Here is a 14583-nt window from a genome sequence, read left to right as displayed (position 1 = left end):
TCCGGTTGCGGCCGTTACCCTCGGACGCATGAGCTGGCTCCGCGCGCTGAAGGCGACCGCACGTGCGGGGCTGACCGTCGAACGGCCGCGGCTGGAGCCGTTCGTCGCCCTGCGCGGCGCGGCCGGGCTGGCGCTGGTGGTCGGGGTGAGCCTGGCGCTCTTCGGGCCGGCGGTCGCGGTGAGCTCGGCGTTCGGGGCGTTCCAGGCGGCGATCGCCACCTTCCAGCGCAGCTGGCGCTCCCGGCCCACGCTGGCGCTCGTCTCCGGGGCCACCCTCGCCGTCTCCACCTTCCTCGGCTACCTCACCGGCGCCCATGTCCTGCTCTTCCTGCTGCTGCTGACGGTGTGGACCTTCCTCGCCGGAATGGCCTGGTCCGCCGGGCCGACCGCCGGGATCATCGCCTCCTCCAATGTGGCGATCATGCTGGTCACCGTCACCCTGCCGACCTCCGTCGCCGAGGCCGCCGGGCACGCGGCGGTGATCCTGGCCGGGGGCGTGGTCCAGGCCGCCCTGGTGGTGCTGGTGCCGATCCGCCGCTGGGGCGCCCAACGGGACGCGCTCGCCGACGCGCTGGCGGCGGTGGCCGACTACTCCCGGCGGCTGCGCCAGGACCCGCTGGCCCTGTTCGACCCGGCCCCGCTGATGACGGCCCGCAGCGCGGCCGCGGTCAGCCGCCGCCAGGCCCGGCGCCGCCCCGCCGAGCTGCACGGGGCGCGCGGGCTGGCCGAACGCATCCGCCCGGTGCTCGCCTCGCTCGCCGATCCCGCCGTCGGCGTCCCGGCCGAGGGGCCGGAACGGGACCGGGTACGGGAACTGCTGGCCGCCGCCGCGAGCGTGCTGGACGCGGCCGCCCGCGCCGTACGGCAGGGCAGCCCCGCCGCCGTACCGGCCGAGGCGCTCGCCGCCCTGCGCACCCCGGACACCGGCGCGATCCTCAGCGGACCGGCCCGCCGGGCGGCGGTACGGCTGGCCGCGCTGCTGGACGACGTGGTGGAGGCCGTCACCCCGGACGACCGGGCCGAGGTGGGCGAGGTCCGGGAACGGCCCACCCTGCTCCAGCTGGCGCCGGGCGCGCTTGGCCGGGCGCGCGGCGAACTCCGGTCCGCCTCCCCGGTGTTCCGGCACGCGGTCCGGGTCGCCGCGGCGGCGGACCTCGGCTATGCGATCGGTGCGGCGCTGCCGCTGGGGCACGGCTACTGGGCGCCGATGACCGCGGTGATGGCGATGCGGCCGGACTTCAGCCAGACGTACTCCCGCAGTGTGGCGCGGTTCTGCGGCACCCTGGTGGGCGTGGCGGTCGCCACCGGGGTGGTCCAGGGCGCCCACCCGGGGCCGTGGGGGTCCGCGGCGCTGGCGGTGGTCTGCGCCTTCGGGATGTATCTGCTGATGCGCACCGGCTATGTCGCCGCGCAGGCCTGCGTGGGCGCCTATGTCGTCTTCCTGCTCGGCACCGGCGGCCAGGAGTGGACCCAGACGGTGCCGGAGCGGGTGGTGCTCACCCTGCTCGGCGGGGTGCTGGCGATGGTGTCGTACGCGGTGTACCCGGCCTGGGAGACGCCCCGGCTGCGGACCCGGCTGGCCGACTGGCTGGCGGCCGACGGCCGGTACGCGGCCTGTGTGGCCGCGCACTACGCCCGCCCCGCCTGCCCCGCCCCGGAGGCGGTACGGGAGGCCCTGCTCGGCACCCGGGAGGCGCGGGTGGCCTGGCAGGACGCGCTGGAGCGGGCCGCCCACGAGCCGGTACGGCACCGGGGCCTGTCCCGTACCGCGGCGGCCGACGCGGAGCACGCCCTGGGCCAGTTCGGCCGGGTCGCCATGCTGATGGAGGCCCACCTTCCGGACCGGCACACCACCGCGCTGCCGGTGGCCGAAAGCCTGGCCGAGTCGCTGCGCCGGGCCACCGAGCGGGGCGCCAGGGCCATCCGCGAACGGCGCGTCCCGGAGTGGGGCGAGCTCCGCGCCACCGTCGCCCACTGGGACCGCGAGTCCGTCCCGGACCCGGTCCTCCGCAACGGCGCCCGGCTGCTGCTGGAGGCCCTGGACGAGCTGTCCGAGGCCCTGTCGGACGGGGAGGGGAGGAGGGACGCGGGGCGGCGGAAGGGTGAGGGGCGGAAGGACGCGGGGCAGAAGGACGCGAGGCCGGGGCCGGGTGCGGGTCCGCGCTCAGGGTCCGGCGGAGGGGCGGCCTGACACCGCTGCTCCCTCCATCCCGGGCTCGGCTCACTCCTTGGGCGCCGCCGCCTCGGTGAGCTTGTCCTTCACGCCGCCCTGCCACTCGACGGTGATCTTCCCGCCCTTCGCCCGGGCGGTGCCCTCGGTACGGGCCGTGTAGTCGCTGTCGCAGGTCAGCCGGAGGGTGAGCGAGGTCGCCGGGCCCTCGGCGGTGCCCTGGCAGACATGCGCCTCCGCCAGCACCACGGCGCGGCCCTGCTTGACGGTGAGGCTGACGGGCCGACCCTCGGTGGTGCCGACCCAGGAGCCCTCGACCGCCCGGCCACCGGCTTCGGCCGGCTTCCGGGACGGCTGCGGGGCCCGGCCGGGCGCGGAGGTGGTGGCACGGTCGGAGGGGGACGCGGAAGGGGCGGATCCACTGGTGGGCGAGGCCGTACGGCCGCCTCCGCCGGGCCGCTCGCTCGCGCCGGCGCTCTCGGTGCCGCCGGGCTCCGGGGTGCCGGTGGGGGTGCCGGAGGCACCGGCGGAAGGAGTCGGGCTACCGGGGGCGGAGGTGGCGACCGGGGAGGGAGTGCCCTTGCCGGAGCTCGGGCGGGCGTTCGCGCTGTCGTCGCCCCCGCCCCCGCACCCCGCCAGTGCGAGCGTGGCGACGACGACGGCCGCCTGCAGCGGTGTACGGCGGACGAGTCCTGTGAGCCCTGGCACCTGCGCCTCCTCGGTTCCGCGTCAAGCTACCAGCGGGTACGGGAGGGCGGCACCCCCTTCTTACGGGGAGGCGGCCCCCTCCTCGTGGGGCGGCGGCACCACCCTGCCGTGCAGAGGTGGCACCCCTCCACCGGGGAGGCGGCACCCCCTTCCCGTACCGGATGCCCGGTCAGCGCCGATCTCACCAGGAGGACTTCACCACCCCGGGGAGGTATCCGGCGTGGGCCTGCTTGCGGAGGTTGACCCGGGAGAGGCCGAACTTCCGGAGGTGGCCGCGGGGCCGGCCGTCCACGCTGTCCCGGTTGCGCAGCCGGGTGGCGCTGGCGTCCCTCGGCTGGCGGCGCAGCTCGGCCAGGGCGGCGGCGCGGTCGGCCTCGGGGGTGTCCGGGCGGCGGATGGCCTCCTTCAGCTCGGCGCGGCGAGCCGCGTAACGGGCCACCACCTCCCGGCGCCGCTCGTTCTTCGCGATCTTGCTCTTCTTCGCCATCAGACCTTCCCTCCCCGGGCGCGGATCCGCCGCACCGCCGCCTCGACGCCGATGGCGTCCACGGTCTTCACGCCCCGGGCGCTGAGGGTGAGCCGGATGTGCCGGCCCTCGCTCGGCAGCCAGTAGCGCTTGCGCTGGATGTTGGGGTCGAAGCGGCGGGCGGTGCGCCGGTGCGAGTGCGAGATCCGGTTGCCGAACCCGGGCTTGGCGCCGGTCAGCTGGCAGTGGGCGGACAAGGTGAGCTACCTCTCCTTCACTTACTTGGTTATGGGAATCGTTTTCATTTACTCTACACGGCATGGCTCGCAACGAACTCCGACCGGTGGTGAAGCTCCGGTCCACCGCCGGCACCGGCTACACCTACGTCACCCGCAAGAACCGCCGTAACGACCCCGACCGGCTCACCCTGCGCAAGTACGACCCGGTGGCCGGCCGGCACGTCGACTTCCGAGAGGAGCGCTGATCCGTGCGCCAGGGCATCCACCCCCCGTACCGGCCCGTCGTCTTCCGCGACCGGGCCGGCGGTTTCGCCTTTCTGACCCGCTCGACCATGACCAGTGACCGCACGGTCGACTGGGAGGACGGGAACACCTATCCCGTCGTGGACGTCGAGATCTCCTCCGCGAGCCACCCCTTCCACACGGGGCAGGCCCGGGTGCTGGACACCGCCGGACGCGTGGAGCGCTTCGAGCGCCGCTACGGCCGGTACCAGGCCCGCTGATGCCGCCGGACGGACGGCCGGGCGGGGAGGGGGCGGTCGGCGGGCTGGTCGTCGCGCTGGTCGGCGGGCTGAACGCCGAGGCCCGCACCGCCACCGTGGACCGGCTGCTCACCGCCGTACCCGGCAGTGTGGCGCTCCACCACGACCTGTCCACCGCCGCCGACCAGGGCACCGTGCGGCGGACCGTCCGGGACGCCGGCGGACTCCGGGACACCGGTGAGACCGCGCTGGTCGACGACTGCGCCTGCTGCGCGCTGCGCGAGGACCTGGTGCCCGAGCTGGAGCGGCTGGCCGAGGCCGGGGACACCCGGCTCGCGGTGGTCGAGCTCTGGGACTCGGTCGAGCCGAAGGCCATGGCGGAGGTGGTCGCGGGCGCCGGGCTCACCATCGGCGCGGTCATCACCGCGGTGGACCCCGCCCTGGTGCTGCCCTGCCTCGGCAACGGCGACGACCTCGCCGACGCCGGACTGGCCGCCGCCCCGAGCGACCGGCGGACCGTCGCCGACACCTGGGCCCGGCAGGTCGAGTACGCGCCGGTGCTCGCCGTCCTGGACAGCCCGGCCGCCGACGACGAGGACCGGGCGCTGCTGGCCCAGCTCCACCCGACCGCACGGCAGGTGCGGGTGCCGGAGGAGACGGGCGCCCTGGCGGCGGCCGCCTTCGGTAGGTTCGACGTGGAGGCGGCCGCGGCCGCCCAGCACCCGGCCTGCGCGCTGCTGCCGCAGGAGGCGGAGGAGGCCGGGGTCGGTACGTATGTGTGGAGCCGGCACCGGCCCTTCCACCCGGGGCGGCTGTACGCGGCCCTGGAGGAGCTGACCTGCGCGGCTGCCCGCAGCCGGGGGCGGTTCTGGCTGGCGGACCGCCCGGACACCCTGGTCGCCTGGGACGCGGCGGGCGGCGCGCTCTGTGTGGAGCCGGCCGGCCCCTGGCTCGCCTCGCTGCCGGACGCCGCCTGGGAGCTGGTGCCCCCGGTACGCCGGGCCGCGGCCGCGCTGGACTGGCACCCCGAGCACGGCGACCGCTGCCAGCACCTGGTCTTCACCTCGCCCGACCTGGACCGCGACGGGCTGGGGCGGCTGCTGGACTCCTGCCTGCTCACCGACGCGGAGTACGCCGCCGGGCCCACCGCCTGGCAGCTGCTCCCCTCCGACTTCGACACCTTCCTGGAGGTCTGACCCATGTCCCCGCGCCGCGCCGCCGACCGCAGGACCGCCCGGCCCCGCCCCAACCCGCTGGACAGGGACGGGATCACTTCCATCGACTACAAGGACACCGATCTGCTGCGGAGGTTCATCTCCGACCGCGGCAAGATCCGCAGCCGGCGGGTGACCCGGGTCTCCGCCCAGCAGCAGCGGCAGTTGGCCCGCGCCATCAAGAACGCCCGCGAGATGGCGCTGCTGCCGTACGGCTCCTCGGCGCGGTAGTCCCGTTCCGGTCGCCTTCCGGCCGCCCTGAGCCGGACCGGAGGGCGCCGCGTCGGCCGCCCGGGGCGGGAAGCGGCTGCCGGGCGATGGATTCCGGCCCTCCGCGGCACCGATCGAGCGCCGCGGAGGGCCGGTTTCGTATGCCGTGGAGGAGAGGAGGCGGGAACAAGCCGGGGGCGGCGGCGGGAGACAGCAAGGATGCGGCACCGGGCCGGAGGGTCACCGGGACGAGTCGCAGGGTCACCGGAACGGGTGCCGCCGGAACCCGTCGCGGAGAACGGGAGCGTTGGGCGGCTCCCGGACGTCTTCCTGGTAGCAGGCGGCCCCGTCGGCCGGCCCGCGGTGGTGACCAGGTGGTAACCAGGGGATGACCCCGCGTGCACGTGCATCTGCTCATGCAGGTGCATATGAACGGAGCTATGATCCCGCTTGGTTGACCCAAGCATCATGTATCCCCGGGAGAGTTCTGTGCACCACGCGTACAACGGCATGGCGGCCACGGAACTGTGCGGCGTGGTCTGGCAGAAGAGCCGGCACAGCAACTCGCAGGGCTCCTGCGTGGAGTTCGCCAAACTGCCCGGCGGGGCGGTGGCGGTGCGCAACTCACGGCACCCGGACGGGCCCGCGCTGGTCTACACGCCCGCCGAGATCGAGGCGATGCTGCTGGGCGTGAAGGACGGGGAGTTCGACCACCTGGTGGGGAACTGAACGGCCGGCTCTAGCTGGAGGTTCGATGGCCATCGGTCTTACGGCGAAGGCTCCGCGCCGCCCGGTCGGTGCCGGTGGCGCGGAGCCTTCGCGGGGGAACGGCCGCCTCCCCCCGGCGGCCGAAGGATCAGGGTGACGCGGCCGGACCGGCCGGAGTGGTCGGAGCGACCGGGTCCGCGGGGCACGCGGGAGAGGACGGCCCGGCGGTGGGCAGGGGGTCGGAGAGCCCGGCCGGGCAGGCCGGCTCGACCAGGCGGAACAGCGCCCAGACCACCTTGCCGCGCAGGGTGCCGGCCAGCGGGTGCCAGCCCCAGCTGTCGCTGAAGGACTCCACCAGCAGCAGCCCGCGCCCCGACTCGGCCGCGAAGTCCTCCTCCGTCTCACGGGCGGTGGGGCACTGCGGGCTCGGGTCGCGCACCGCGCACACCAACCGCCCCGTCCAGCGCATCAGATGCAGCCGCACCGGGGCCTCGTAGCGGACCGGCTCCGCCGAGCCCTCGGGCGGCAGGGCGTGCCGCAGGGCGTTGGTGACCAGCTCGGAGACCACCAGCGCGACATCGTCGAACCGTTCGGACAGTTCCCACCGGGCCAGCGTGGTGCTGGTGAACTCACGTGCCCCGCGCACCGCTTCGTAGCGGCCGGGCAGCGCGCAGGAGGCAGAGGAGGAGACGGACGCGGCGTCGATCGGCATAAGCCCCTGCCTTAAAGGCGCGAGCATGGTCGATCCATTCGTCCCCATGCGAGGCACTCCCGGGATTCGCGGCTGTGGTGCGACAACACGAACGAGTACGCAGGTGCGCGGGGCCCATGGTTCCGAAAGCGACCACCCGATGCAAGGGCAGATGCACGTGCACGCGCCCGGCCTATCGTCATATGTGCCGGTTGGCGACAAATCTTCCCCTACCCAATCTTCGCTCCGGCGTGATCCCCCGGTCATATGCCAGTGATCCGGCGTCATATGCCGGTGATCCGGAGGGGCGTCCTCCGGCCACTGCGGCTCTTTCTGTAACCGATCGCGTACGCCTCGGAGCGTTTGGTGGCAGAATCCGGCTTCTCGGAGTTCTGGGGGTGCTCCGTCGTACACATCAGCGAGTGGGGAGGGTGGAGACGTGACCGCAACAGAGTCGGGCGGCTCCGTGGTACGGCGCATCCTGCTGGGTTCGCAGCTGCGGCGGCTGCGCGAGTCGCGGGGCATCACGCGCGAGGCGGCCGGCTACTCGATCCGGGCGTCCGAATCCAAGATCAGTCGCATGGAGTTGGGACGGGTGAGCTTCAAGGCCAGGGACATCGAGGACCTGCTCACCCTCTACGGCGTCACCGAGGAGACCGAGCGCACCGCGCTGCTCGCCCTGGTGCGCGAGGCCAACGTCGCGGGCTGGTGGCACAGTTACGGCGACGTGCTGCCGAACTGGTTCCAGACCTATATCGGCCTGGAGGGCGCCGCCTCGCTCATCCGGATCTACGAGGTGCAGTTCGTGCACGGGCTGCTCCAGACCGAGGCGTACGCGCACGCCGTGGTCGCCCGCGGCATGCCGGGCGCCTCCGAGGCCGAGGTCGACCGCCGGGTCGCGCTGCGCACCGAGCGCCAGAAGGTGCTGGTCTCCGAGCGGGCCCCGCACTTCCACGCCGTACTGGACGAGGCCGCGCTGCGCCGCCCGTACGGCGACCGCAACGTCATGCGGGAGCAGCTCAAGCACCTCATCGACGTGTCCGAGCGCCCCAACGTCACCCTCCAGGTGATGCCGTTCAGCTTCGGCGGGCACGCGGGCGAGAGCGGCGCCTTCACCATGCTCAGGTTCCCCGAGTCCGACCTCTCCGACCTGGTCTACCTGGAGCAGATGACCAGCTCCCTCTATCTGGACAAGCCGGAGGACGTGGCCCAGTACGAGCGGGCGCTCGCCCGGCTGCACGCCGACAGCCCCGGCCCGGAGGAGACCCGCGACCTGCTGCGCGGCCTGCTCCAGCTGATCTGACCCCGGCTGAACGGACTGCGGGGCGGGCTCCGCCGCGATTCCGCCAACCTCGGAAACCCGGCGAAGGCGAATCGCAAGGAACCGTTCAACTTGGTTGACCTCTCAGTAGGATGACGTCTCGTCATGAGGGGCCGGCCGCGCCCGCGGCCCGAGGCCCGGGGCCGCCGCACCGGCGTTCCCGGCCGTCCCGTGTCCGCCCCGGTTCCGGAAGGGATGGCATGTCCTACTTCACAGACCTTGCCCAGCAGTACATCGACGGTGAGTGGCGGACCGGCGGCGGCTCGTGGGACATCATCGACTTCAACCCCTACGACGACGAGAAGCTGGCCTCCATAACGGTGGCCACCGTGGACGAGGTCGACCAGGCGTACCGGGCCGCCGAGCGGGCGCAGCGGGCCTGGGCCGACACCAACCCCTACGCCCGCCGCGCCGTCTTCGAGCGGGCCCTGCGGCTGGTCGAGGAGCGCGAGGAGGAGATCGCCGCGGCGATCATCGCCGAGCTCGGCGGCACCCGCACCAAGGCGGGCTTCGAACTGCACCTCGCCAAGGAGTTCCTGCGCGAGGCGGTCAACCTGGCGCTGCGCCCCGAGGGCCGGATCCTGCCCTCCCCAGAGGACGGCAAGGAGAACCGCCTCTACCGCGTCCCGGTCGGTGTGGTCGGTGTCATCAGCCCCTTCAACTTCCCCTTCCTGCTGTCGCTGAAGTCCGTCGCCCCCGCGCTGGCCCTGGGCAACGCGGTGGTGCTCAAGCCGCACCAGAACACCCCGATCCTCGGCGGCAGCCTGGTCGCGAAGATCTTCGAGGACGCGGGGCTGCCGGCCGGGCTGCTCAACGTGGTGATCACCGACATCGCGGAGATCGGGGACGCCCTGCTGGAGCACCCGGTGCCCTCGGTGATCTCCTTCACCGGCTCCGACAAGGTCGGCAGGCACGTGGCCACCGTCTGCGCCGCGAACTTCAAGCGCTCGGTCCTGGAGCTGGGCGGCAACAGCGCGCTGATCGTGCTGGACGACGCCGACCTGGACTACGCGGTGGACGCGGCCGTCTTCAGCCGCTTCGTGCACCAGGGCCAGGTCTGCATGGCCGCCAACCGGGTGCTGGTGGACCGGTCGGTCGAGGCCGCGTTCACCGAGAAGTTCACCGCCAAGGTGCGCTCCCTGGTGTCCGGCGACCCGGCGGACCCGGCCACCCACCTCGGCCCGCTGATCAACTCCTCGCAGGTGGAGGCGGTGACCGCGCTGGTGGAGCAGGCCGTGGCGGGCGGCGCCACCGCCCTGGTGCGCGGCGCCGCCGAGGGCAACGTCCTCTCCCCGACGGTGCTCACCGGCGTACCGGACGACTCCCCGGTGCTGCGCCAGGAGATCTTCGGCCCAGTGGTGACCCTCATCCCCTTCGACGGCGACGAGGAGGCGGTGCGGATCGCCAACGACACCCCGTACGGCCTGAGCGGCGCGGTGCACACCGGTGACATCGAGCGCGGCGTCCGGCTGGCCCAGCGGGTGCGCACCGGGATGATCCACATCAACGACTCCACCGTGCACGACGAGCCGATCGTGCCGTTCGGCGGCGAGAAGCACTCGGGCGTGGGCCGGCTGAACGGCGAGTCCACCGTGGAGGCCTTCACCACCCACAAGTGGATCTCCATCCAGCACGGCCGCAGCCGCTTCCCGTTCTGACCCGCGCGCCCCGTCCGGTGTCCCCGGCCCGCCCGGGCCGGGGACACCCGCGTGTCGCGGACCGGTCCGGTTGACTACCGCCGTCGTGTGTGCCCCCACCCCTCGCCGTACCCTGATCGGATCGCATACCGCGGTCGCGAACGACGGTCGCGTGGGACGGACAGGGGTGCACATGTCGGCGATCCGGTTGCTGGTCCTCGGGGCGGTGCGCCAGCACGGGCGGGCGCACGGCTACCAGGTCCGCAACGACCTGGAGTTCTGGGGCGCCCACGAGTGGTCCAACGCCAAGCCGGGGTCGATCTACCACGCGCTCAAGCAGATGGCCAAGCAGGGCCTGCTGCACGCCTACGAGACGGCGCCCAGCACCGCCGGCGGGCCGCCGCGCACCGAGTACGAGGTCACCGAGCAGGGCACCGAGGAGTTCCTGGCCCTGCTGCGCGCCGGGCTGGCCGACCCCGAGGCCGGGACGGACGCGCTGGCCGGGGCGATCGGCTTCATGGTGGAGCTGGAGCGGGCCGAGGTGCTGGCGCTGCTGAACGAGCGGGTGGCGGCGCTGCGGCAGTGGCGGGAGTCCGTCACCGAGTACTACACGCCCGACGCGGGCCCCGGGCAGTTCGGTCACATCGGCGAGATCATGAACTACTGGCTCGACTCCGCCGACACCGGCGCCGAGTGGACCCGGGGGCTGATCCGGCGGGTGGAGGGCGGGGCGTACACCTTCGCCGGGGAGGGCGAGCACTTCGTCGGCGTCCTCGCCGAGGGCCAGGAGAACCCGTACGCCACGGGTGTGCCCCACCCCGGCGACCACCGCTGACACCCCCCTGTTAATCAAGTTTGACTAGCTCCGCCTCGCGGTCTATCGTTCGGGCTCCCGACCGGGGTGCTCCCTTGCCTCGTCGCACTGTAGTCAAGATTTACTAATCCGACGGTGGAGGGGAGCGGGATGGCCGGCAGCGAGGCGATCACCATGGAGGGCGTCGGGAAGCGGTACGGGGAGAAGCACGCCCTGGACGGGCTGGACCTGAGCGTCCGGCGCGGCACCGTCCACGGGGTGCTGGGGCCCAACGGGGCGGGCAAGACCACCGCCGTACGGATCATGGCGACGCTGCTGCGCCAGGACAGCGGCACCGCCCGGGTCGCCGGGTACGACGTCCGCACCCAGGCGGGCGAGGTGCGGCGCCGGATCGGGCTGCTCGGCCAGCACGCGGCGCTGGACGAGGAGCTGAGCGGCCGGCAGAACCTGGAGATGTTCGGGCGGCTGTACCACCTGGGCGCCCGCCGGGCCGGGGCCCGCGCGGACGAGCTGCTGGACCGGTTCGGGCTGGCCGGCACCGGGGGCAAGGCGGTGAAGCGGTACAGCGGCGGGATGCGGCGCCGGCTCGACCTGGCCGCCTCGCTGATCACCGAACCGGAGGTGCTGTTCCTGGACGAGCCGACCACCGGGCTCGACCCGCGCGGCCGCACCGAGGTGTGGAACGCGGTGCGCTCACTGGTCGGCGGCGGCACCACCGTCCTGCTGACCACCCAGTACCTGGAGGAGGCCGACCAGCTCGCCGACCGGGTCTCGGTGGTCGCCCGCGGCCGGGTCATCGCCGACGGCACCGTGGACGAGCTGAAGGGCCGGCTGGGCGGCGACCGGATCGACGTGGTGGTACGGGACGCCGGCCGGCTCGCCGAGGCCGCCGCGCTGCTGCCCGCCGGGGCCGCGGTGGACCCGGACCGGCGGCTGGTCAGCGCCCCGGTCGCGGACCGGATGGCCGCGCTGACCCGGGCGGTGCGGGAGCTCGCGGCAGCCGGTGTCGAGGCGGAGGACATCGCGGTCCGCCGCCCCACCCTGGACGAGGTCTTCCTCCATCTGACCGATGAGCTCCGGCTGACCGAGACCCCGGCGGCCGCGCGGACGGAGGTGCCGGCATGAGCGCGCTCGGCTCGGCGGTGACCTGGGCGGCGGCCGACTCGTGGACGATGACCCGGCGGGAGCTGGCGCACTGGGCGAGGCAGCCGGCCCAGGTCGTGGTCGGGCTGGTCTTCCCGGTGATGCTGCTGCTGATGTTCGGCTACCTCATCGGCGGCGGCCGGGGCGTGGACGGCGCCTATGTCGACTACCTGGTCCCCGGGATGCTCGCCCTCACCATGGCCTTCGGCCTTGAGTCGACCATGCTCTCGGTGACCCGGGACCTCGACAAGGGCGTGATCGACCGCTTCCGGGCCATGCCGATGGCCGACGGGGCGGTGCTGGTCGGCCGCTCGGCCGCCGACATGCTCCAGTCGGCGGTGGGCCTCGCCGTGATGCTCGCGGTCGGCTACGCGGTGGGCTGGCGGCCCGGGGGCGGGGCCGGGGCGCTCGCGGCGACCGCGGGACTGCTGCTCCTGCTGCGCTTCGCCATGCTGTGGGTGGGCATCCACCTGGCGATGGTGGCGGGCCGCCCGGAGCTGGTGCAGGCGGTGCAGATCCTCATCTGGCCGGTGGGGTTCCTCTCCACCGCGTTCGCCGCGCCCGCGTCGATGCCGGACTGGCTGGCCGCGGCCGTGGAGTGGAACCCGGTATCCGCCACCGCGACGGCGGTGCGGGACCTGGTCGGCGCCCCGGGGGCGGCGGCCGCGGCGGGCGGCTCCTGGGCCGCCGAGCACGCCGCGCTCCTGGCGGTGGCCTGGCCGCTGCTGCTGGTCGCGGTGTTCCTCCCGCTCGCCGTGGGCCGCTTCCGCCGCCTCGGCGGTTAGCGCGGCTGAGGGGACTTGCACCTCACGTGGCGTGAGGGCCCAGGCTGAGAGGCGTACCGAGGAAGAAGGGAGCGGGGAGCCATGGGCTACTCCGTGGGACAGGTCGCCGGTTTCGCCGGGGTGACGGTGCGCACCCTGCACCACTACGACGAGATCGGGCTGCTCGCTCCGAGCGGCCGCAGCCACGCGGGCCACCGGCGCTACGACGAGGCCGACCTCGACCGGCTGCAGCAGATCATGTTCTACCGGGAGCTGGGCTTCCCGCTCGACCAGGTCGCGGCCCTGCTCGACGACCCGGACACGGACCCGCGGGAGCACCTGCGGCGCCAGCACGCGCTGCTGTCCGCCCGGATCGCCGAGCTCAGGAAGATGGCCGAGGCCGTCGAGCACGCCATGGAGGCGAGGAAATTGGGCATCAACCTCACACCGGAGGAGCGGTTCGAGGTCTTCGGGGAGCACGACCCCGAGCAGTACCAGGAGGAGGTGGAGCAGCGCTGGGGCGACACCGAGGCGTACCGCCAGTCGCAGCAGCGCACCGCCGGCCACACCAAGGCGGACTGGCAGCGCATCAAGGGCGAGATGGACGACTGGAACGCCCGCTACGCGGCCCTGCTGGCGGCCGGTGAGCCGCCGACCGGGGAGCGGGCGATGGACCTCGCCGAGGAGCACCGCCGCCACCTCCACGACACCTTCTACGACTGCGCGTACACGATGCACCGCTGCCTGGGCGAGATGTATGTGGCCGACCAGCGGTTCACGGCGCACTACGACGCGCTGCACCCCGGCTTCGCCGAGCACCTGGCCGCGGCCATCGGCGCCAACGCCGACCGGCACGGCGGCTGACCTGCGGGGCGGGTCCACCCGGCCGGGCAGTTGATAATTTGGGGCGCCCGCCCTTACCCGGCGGGCGCCCGCTGCCCATCGAACCAGGAGCCCGGAACTCGTGAACACGCTTGCGCTCGGACCGAGCTGGCTGGACCCGGACTACCTCATCGAGACCTTCGGGCTGATCGGCGTCCTGATCATCGTCTTCGCCGAGTCCGGTCTGCTGATCGGCTTCTTCCTGCCCGGGGACTCGCTGCTGTTCACCACGGGCCTGCTGGTCACCACCGGGGTGCTCGACACCCCGCTGTGGATCGTGTGCGCCCTGGTGGTGCTCTCCGCGGTCGTCGGCGACCAGGTGGGCTATCTGTTCGGCCGGAAGGTCGGCCCCTCGCTGTTCCGCCGGCCGGACTCCAGGCTGTTCAAGCAGGAGAACGTGGAGAAGGCGCATGTCTTCTTCGAGAAGCACGGCCCGAAGTCGCTGATCCTGGCCCGCTTCGTGCCGATCGTGCGGACCTTCACCCCGATCATCGCGGGCGTGAGCCGGATGAACTACCGCTCGTTCATCACCTTCAACGTCATCGGCGGTCTGCTCTGGGGCGCGGGCGTGACCCTGCTGGGCGCCTCGCTCGGCAAGGTCGAGTTCGTGCACCGGCACATCGAGGCGATCCTCATCCTGATCGTGCTGATCTCGGTGGTGCCGATCATCATCGAGTTCCTGCGCGCCCGCTCGCAGAACCGCAAGGCCGAGGCGGCCGGGACCGCGGGCGCGGCCGACCCCGGCTCCGTCCCGCCCCCGTCCGGCGGGCGCGGCCGCCACGCCAAGCGGTAGGCGGTAGGCGGCCGCTCGGCCACCACCGGGTCGGCCGCCGCGTGCTCCGGGCCCGCCACCAGGCGCGGTTCCGCCTCCTCCGAGGCCGCCCGCTCGGCGCTCGCCTCCCGCCACTGGGCCACCCGCTCGGTGACGTCCAGCACCAGCCCGCCGCCCCGGGTCGCGACGCCCTGGGCGAGGGCGTGCACCACCGGCAGCAGCGACTCGGCCTGCTCGGCGCCGCCGACCCCGGCGGCCATCCGCCGCAGCGCCGGATGGTGGTGCGGCACCCCGGCGAGCCCGGCCACCTCCGGCGCCAGTCGCAGCCACGGCGCCAGCCGGCGTACGGCGGTCATGCCCAG

16 protein-coding genes and 1 pseudogene are annotated in these 14583 nt (G+C 73.6%); 13 read left to right on the top strand and 4 right to left on the bottom strand.

What is annotated here, in order from left to right; genetic code table 11:
* Positions 1 to 28 precede the first annotated feature (28 nt).
* Positions 29 to 2191, top strand: a complete 2163-nt coding sequence (locus tag M1O15_RS10945; RefSeq protein ID WP_248633312.1) for an FUSC family protein — start codon at positions 29 to 31, stop codon at positions 2189 to 2191.
* Between the two features lie 30 nt (positions 2192 to 2221).
* Here the strand turns inward: M1O15_RS10945 and M1O15_RS10940 are convergent, their stop codons facing one another.
* The 3 genes from M1O15_RS10940 to rpmB all read right to left on the bottom strand — a co-directional run bounded on the left by M1O15_RS10940 (position 2222) and on the right by rpmB (position 3601).
* Complete coding sequence (locus M1O15_RS10940; RefSeq protein WP_248633310.1) at positions 2222 to 2878, bottom strand: hypothetical protein; 657 nt, start codon at positions 2876 to 2878, stop codon at positions 2222 to 2224.
* A 181-nt stretch (positions 2879 to 3059) separates the two neighbouring features.
* Positions 3060 to 3365, bottom strand: a complete 306-nt coding sequence (rpsN, locus tag M1O15_RS10935; RefSeq protein WP_248633308.1) for a 30S ribosomal protein S14 — start codon at positions 3363 to 3365, stop codon at positions 3060 to 3062.
* Positions 3365 to 3601: a 50S ribosomal protein L28 gene (rpmB, locus tag M1O15_RS10930; RefSeq protein ID WP_248633306.1), complete on the bottom strand. Its 237-nt coding sequence runs from the start codon at positions 3599 to 3601 to the stop codon at positions 3365 to 3367. The genes rpsN and rpmB overlap by 1 nt, the downstream gene beginning before the upstream one ends.
* Before the next feature lie 62 nt (positions 3602 to 3663).
* Between rpmB and rpmG the strand changes: the two genes are divergently transcribed.
* From rpmG to M1O15_RS10905, 5 genes are all read left to right on the top strand, one after another.
* Positions 3664 to 3828: a 50S ribosomal protein L33 gene (rpmG, locus tag M1O15_RS10925; RefSeq protein ID WP_100568502.1), complete on the top strand. Its 165-nt coding sequence runs from the start codon at positions 3664 to 3666 to the stop codon at positions 3826 to 3828.
* Between the two features lie 3 nt (positions 3829 to 3831).
* The gene (locus M1O15_RS10920) at positions 3832 to 4086 is read left to right on the top strand and encodes a type B 50S ribosomal protein L31 (RefSeq protein WP_248633304.1); all 255 of its coding nucleotides are present in this window, start codon (positions 3832 to 3834) and stop codon (positions 4084 to 4086) included.
* Complete coding sequence (locus M1O15_RS10915; protein ID WP_248633302.1) at positions 4086 to 5261, top strand: CobW family GTP-binding protein; 1176 nt, start codon at positions 4086 to 4088, stop codon at positions 5259 to 5261. Before M1O15_RS10920 ends, M1O15_RS10915 begins: the two co-directional genes overlap by 1 nt.
* 3 nt (positions 5262 to 5264) lie before the next feature.
* Entirely contained in the window at positions 5265 to 5510 is a 246-nt protein-coding gene (rpsR, locus tag M1O15_RS10910) for a 30S ribosomal protein S18 (protein ID WP_248633301.1), read from the top strand.
* A gap of 468 nt (positions 5511 to 5978) precedes the next feature.
* Positions 5979 to 6218: a DUF397 domain-containing protein gene (locus M1O15_RS10905; RefSeq protein WP_248633299.1), complete on the top strand. Its 240-nt coding sequence runs from the start codon at positions 5979 to 5981 to the stop codon at positions 6216 to 6218.
* 250 nt (positions 6219 to 6468) lie between these two features.
* Here the strand turns inward: M1O15_RS10905 and M1O15_RS10900 are convergent.
* Positions 6469 to 6957, bottom strand: a pseudogene (locus tag M1O15_RS10900) (ATP-binding protein); the annotation flags it as partial.
* A 370-nt stretch (positions 6958 to 7327) separates the two neighbouring features.
* On the opposite strand from M1O15_RS10900, the gene M1O15_RS10895 reads away from it, so the two are divergent.
* From M1O15_RS10895 to M1O15_RS10865, 7 genes are all read left to right on the top strand, one after another.
* The gene (locus M1O15_RS10895; RefSeq protein ID WP_248633297.1) at positions 7328 to 8191 is read left to right on the top strand and encodes a Sco1979 family transcriptional regulator; all 864 of its coding nucleotides are present in this window, start codon (positions 7328 to 7330) and stop codon (positions 8189 to 8191) included.
* A 218-nt stretch (positions 8192 to 8409) separates the two neighbouring features.
* On the top strand, positions 8410 to 9867 hold the full coding sequence (locus M1O15_RS10890; protein ID WP_248633295.1) for an aldehyde dehydrogenase family protein: 1458 nt from the start codon (positions 8410 to 8412) through the stop codon (positions 9865 to 9867).
* Positions 9868 to 10039: 172 nt separating this feature from the next.
* Positions 10040 to 10681 carry a PadR family transcriptional regulator gene (locus M1O15_RS10885; protein WP_248633493.1) on the top strand — a complete coding sequence of 214 codons (642 nt, stop codon included), beginning with the start codon at positions 10040 to 10042 and terminating at the stop codon, positions 10679 to 10681.
* Between the two features lie 129 nt (positions 10682 to 10810).
* Complete coding sequence (locus M1O15_RS10880; protein WP_248633293.1) at positions 10811 to 11785, top strand: ATP-binding cassette domain-containing protein; 975 nt, start codon at positions 10811 to 10813, stop codon at positions 11783 to 11785.
* Positions 11782 to 12588, top strand: coding sequence for an ABC transporter permease (locus M1O15_RS10875; protein WP_248633291.1), 807 nt, complete (start codon positions 11782 to 11784; stop codon positions 12586 to 12588). Before M1O15_RS10880 ends, M1O15_RS10875 begins: the two co-directional genes overlap by 4 nt.
* 81 nt (positions 12589 to 12669) lie before the next feature.
* On the top strand, positions 12670 to 13431 hold the full coding sequence (locus tag M1O15_RS10870) for a MerR family transcriptional regulator (protein WP_248633289.1): 762 nt from the start codon (positions 12670 to 12672) through the stop codon (positions 13429 to 13431).
* A gap of 100 nt (positions 13432 to 13531) precedes the next feature.
* Complete coding sequence (locus tag M1O15_RS10865) at positions 13532 to 14242, top strand: DedA family protein (protein WP_248633288.1); 711 nt, start codon at positions 13532 to 13534, stop codon at positions 14240 to 14242.
* Positions 14243 to 14583: the final 341 nt, after the last annotated feature.

It is taken from the genome of Streptomyces lichenis (genome assembly GCF_023218175.1).
Taxonomy (GTDB): Bacteria; Actinomycetota; Actinomycetes; order Streptomycetales; family Streptomycetaceae; genus Streptomyces; species Streptomyces lichenis.
This window is presented reverse-complemented; position numbering and strand designations above follow the sequence as displayed.

Excerpts from the sequence above, each read along its gene's own strand:
- M1O15_RS10945 (WP_248633312.1), top strand. The coding sequence starts at position 29 with ATGAGCTGGCTCCGCGCGCTGAAGGCGACCGCACGTGCGGGGCTGACC.
- rpsN (WP_248633308.1), bottom strand. The coding sequence starts at position 3,365 with ATGGCGAAGAAGAGCAAGATCGCGAAGAACGAGCGGCGCCGGGAGGTG.
- rpmG (WP_100568502.1), top strand. The coding sequence starts at position 3,664 with ATGGCTCGCAACGAACTCCGACCGGTGGTGAAGCTCCGGTCCACCGCC.
- M1O15_RS10915 (WP_248633302.1), top strand. The coding sequence starts at position 4,086 with ATGCCGCCGGACGGACGGCCGGGCGGGGAGGGGGCGGTCGGCGGGCTG.
- rpsR (WP_248633301.1), top strand. The coding sequence starts at position 5,265 with ATGTCCCCGCGCCGCGCCGCCGACCGCAGGACCGCCCGGCCCCGCCCC.
- M1O15_RS10890 (WP_248633295.1), top strand. The coding sequence starts at position 8,410 with ATGTCCTACTTCACAGACCTTGCCCAGCAGTACATCGACGGTGAGTGG.
- M1O15_RS10885 (WP_248633493.1), top strand. The coding sequence starts at position 10,040 with ATGTCGGCGATCCGGTTGCTGGTCCTCGGGGCGGTGCGCCAGCACGGG.
- M1O15_RS10880 (WP_248633293.1), top strand. The coding sequence starts at position 10,811 with ATGGCCGGCAGCGAGGCGATCACCATGGAGGGCGTCGGGAAGCGGTAC.
- M1O15_RS10875 (WP_248633291.1), top strand. The coding sequence starts at position 11,782 with ATGAGCGCGCTCGGCTCGGCGGTGACCTGGGCGGCGGCCGACTCGTGG.
- M1O15_RS10870 (WP_248633289.1), top strand. The coding sequence starts at position 12,670 with ATGGGCTACTCCGTGGGACAGGTCGCCGGTTTCGCCGGGGTGACGGTG.